This is a genomic window from Bartonella sp. CL70QHWL, assembly GCF_042194855.1.
Taxonomy (GTDB): Bacteria; Pseudomonadota; Alphaproteobacteria; order Rhizobiales; family Rhizobiaceae; genus Bartonella.
On sequence record NZ_JBHINJ010000057.1, the window covers coordinates 1 to 3,095 of the forward strand.

Consider the following 3,095-nt stretch of genomic DNA (forward strand, 5'->3'; position numbering starts at 1 on the left):
TCGATTTTTCGCTCTCAATATCGCTTGGTAAGACAGATTTTTATGCTTGATAAAAGAAAATAAGTTACAAGATTTTCTCTCTTTAAGAGAACAGAAACAACAAGTAAAGTCCAAGAGCAGCCCCTCTTCACTTTCCCCTTAAAAGCTCACAAGAATCCCCACTCAAGCAAGAGCACCTCTCAAGCAAAAGCACCAATTCTTTAAAAAACACGACACAAATATAAAAAAGCATAAAACGAGAAGTACACCCATGCACCTTAATGAACAAGTCAAAAGCAAGGCTCAACAAAAGCCTCTCTTCATTTTTTCCCCTCGCTCATTTTTCTCTCGCTCACTTTCCCCTCGCTCACTTTCCCTTCGCTCACTTTCCCTCGCTCACTTTCCCCTCGCTCACTTTCCCTCGCTCACTTTCCCTTCGCTCACTTTCCCTTCGCTCATTTTCCCCTCGCTCATTTTTCTCTCGCTCACTTTCCCTTCGCTCATTTTCCCCTCGCTCACTTTCCCTTCGCTCATTTTCCCCTCGCTCATTTTCCCTCGCTCACTTTCCCCTCGCTCACATCGTATAATATGACGGGAGCTCCTTTCTGCTCAACCTCTTCTTCTAATTGCCGTATCATTTTGTTCAACTGACGGGTCACGATAAAACGCATAATAAAAACAATCGGTAAGAATAAAAAAACACAGGCAAGCATCCATGCCAGTGGCTCGAATACGACAAGAGAAACAAAGTCCTCCCCTCTCCATATCTTAACGACAGCAGTTATAACTATTGGAGCAGTCGCCATGACCGTAGAAAGATAGAATATTTTTTTATAGTCTTGCCAAACAAGAGAAAGCTGTTTTTTATCAAACATTCTGCTGCTTTTTTATTTTTGGGAGATCTGTTTTAAGGCAATATCGCGTTCATTCAACACGCATTTCAGTTCCTTTTTCACGCGACAATAAAGCCGCGCACGCTTGATAAACAGGTAATAAATGACAACGATTGGCGCCCATATTAAAACATTTAAGAGCGTAAAGAACAGGAAAGAAATGGCTATTAATGTTATAAGACTACTCGTCATTTTGTCCCCCTTCCACATTCTGCATACGCATTGCCTGATCGCGTTGTTGTATCGCTTCTTCCAATTGTGGAAGTATTTTGTTCAATTTTCTCGTTAACTTTATGCACATGATCCCAATGATCGGAGAAAAGAGAAAAATCCCTAACCATATAAGGCTCAACAGCTGCATGATAAAGGCAACATTATCATTTTTCCACCATACAAAATTTGCGATAGAGAAAGCAGATTGCAAAACAGCAAAGAGAATAAGGATAAAAAGAATTATTTTACATTCTTTTGAATAAAAAGGCCGAGATTCTTTGAAGTTAAGAAAGCGCATTTTCGCATCAAGGGTCTTATGGGCGAGATTGTGTCTTTTCATTTCTCCCTGATCATTGCGCAATTGTTGTATGGCTTGTTTTTGTTGCATCGTACTCTTTTTCAAGTCTTGAGCGATTTTAAAAGATAACCTGATATGCTTGATCAACAAGTAAGGAAGCCTAACAATGACCATAACCATTAAAATGGCAATGACGATGCCCCCTAAAAAAGCTAAATGTTGCATCATAATGCTCCCTTTTTTTCCCTATCGTATTGATGTGAAATCATCATTTCTATTCTCTTCTCAAGCAAATGTTTCTAATTCCTTTACTGTTTCTTGCACGCCATACTGAAGGAAACTATGGAGAATTAAAATGACAGGTAAAGAAATAACAATACATGCCCAGACCCAAAACAGCAGTTTCATGACAAAATCAATAATGTGAAGCACTATAGGCGCGTAATTGTGCAAAAAAACCGCAGATTTTGGAAGAAAAGCTGAAAAAACGACAACACCTGTGCAAAGTGCAACCATAACGAAAGCGATAGAAAAGATCATAAAATAATCTTTTTTTGAGAGAAGCAAAGATTCTTGAAAAGAAAAGGCACGCAACTGTGTTGTAAGAACTGTATTCTGTCCTCTCCCTCCTGCCTGATTATGCCCTAAATTCTGCGCTGCACCCTTTTTTAATTTTCGCTGCGTCACCAATAACAAGATTGTCCGTTTTATCAACGAATAATAAAGTGCAACGATTGTCACCACGGTAGAAAGGAATACCATAAAAATTGCAGAACAAATAAAAATTGTCGTCCCTACGGCAGTCAACATTCCAATGATTAAAGAAGCGGTCACTTTCCCCTCCTATAGTCTTCTGTCAGAGATCGGTTGTCTAGCTGTTGCTGCTCTGGCAAGGTTTCCCATTGTAGCATCATTTCCTTCACATCCCGTTTAAATACGGCGTTAAAGACAAAAAAGAGCGGAAACAACACGAAAAGGACGCCAAAAATTATTTGCGGTAAGAGACATAAAAAAGCCCAAACACTATTCCACCCCGCATCAAGAACATGCTGAATTATAGGATTTTGGAAAGGGTGTTTAAGACTTTCCTGAAAACTTTCTTGTTTCATTTTTCCCAGTTCTTGTAACTGTTCCTTGGATATAACGTGAAAAAATTCCAAAGGGCTCATATAGGCAGACGCGGAAAAAAGCACCAACAAGAGGATAGCCAAACAACAAATGATGATATAATCGCTTGTTGAAAGCATCATCCATTTTTTGAAAGTTGCCGATTGATTCAACACTGACTGTGATACAAAAGCCTTATCTCGCTTATGGGCAGATTGGTGTTGTGATTTATCTTCGATCATACGGATACTCCCCCACTTCTAAAATTCCCACTCTTCAATATTTGATAGCACGCCACCAGCGCGGTAAATTCGCTTAGCACCCTTCTCAGAGTAATGCAAGCACTATAAATCCCCTCTACGTATTTTGTTCATTTGCCCTATACGCGCTTATACATGAAGCACTATACGTGAGGCGCTTACAAGCCAAAACACCCCTTTCCCCAAGGTGGTGCCCCCATATTGAAAGCCAAGCACGCTGCCAAGATCACCCTCAGTCCCAGATCAACCTCAGTCATTGCCTCATCTAAAGCTTCCTCAAGCACACGACGTAAACGCCCTACGCTTACCTTTTCCTCAAAAATTTTCAATCTCTTTTCCTTAAAA

The 3,095-nt window shown here is 40.1% G+C and carries 6 protein-coding genes and 1 pseudogene; all 7 read right to left on the reverse strand.

What is annotated here, in order from left to right:
* Positions 1-390 precede the first annotated feature (390 nt).
* Entirely contained in the window at positions 391-528 is a 138-nt protein-coding gene (locus ACFIJZ_RS09450) for a hypothetical protein (protein ID WP_375631881.1), read from the reverse strand.
* Positions 525-854, reverse strand: coding sequence for a hypothetical protein (locus tag ACFIJZ_RS09455; RefSeq protein WP_375631883.1), 330 nt, complete (start codon positions 852-854; stop codon positions 525-527). Before ACFIJZ_RS09455 ends, ACFIJZ_RS09450 begins: the two co-directional genes overlap by 4 nt.
* A 12-nt stretch (positions 855-866) precedes the next feature.
* Complete coding sequence (locus ACFIJZ_RS09460) at positions 867-1,064, reverse strand: hypothetical protein (RefSeq protein WP_375631885.1); 198 nt, start codon at positions 1,062-1,064, stop codon at positions 867-869.
* A complete protein-coding gene (locus tag ACFIJZ_RS09465; protein WP_375631887.1) occupies positions 1,054-1,611 on the reverse strand; it encodes a hypothetical protein in 558 nt (185 codons plus the stop codon). The genes ACFIJZ_RS09460 and ACFIJZ_RS09465 overlap by 11 nt, the downstream gene beginning before the upstream one ends.
* 57 nt (positions 1,612-1,668) lie before the next feature.
* Positions 1,669-2,217 carry a hypothetical protein gene (locus ACFIJZ_RS09470; protein ID WP_375631889.1) on the reverse strand — a complete coding sequence of 183 codons (549 nt, stop codon included), beginning with the start codon at positions 2,215-2,217 and terminating at the stop codon, positions 1,669-1,671.
* The gene (locus ACFIJZ_RS09475; protein ID WP_375631891.1) at positions 2,214-2,732 is read right to left on the reverse strand and encodes a hypothetical protein; all 519 of its coding nucleotides are present in this window, start codon (positions 2,730-2,732) and stop codon (positions 2,214-2,216) included. The genes ACFIJZ_RS09470 and ACFIJZ_RS09475 overlap by 4 nt, the downstream gene beginning before the upstream one ends.
* 176 nt (positions 2,733-2,908) lie before the next feature.
* Positions 2,909-3,095: pseudogene (locus ACFIJZ_RS09480) on the reverse strand (hypothetical protein); the annotation flags it as partial.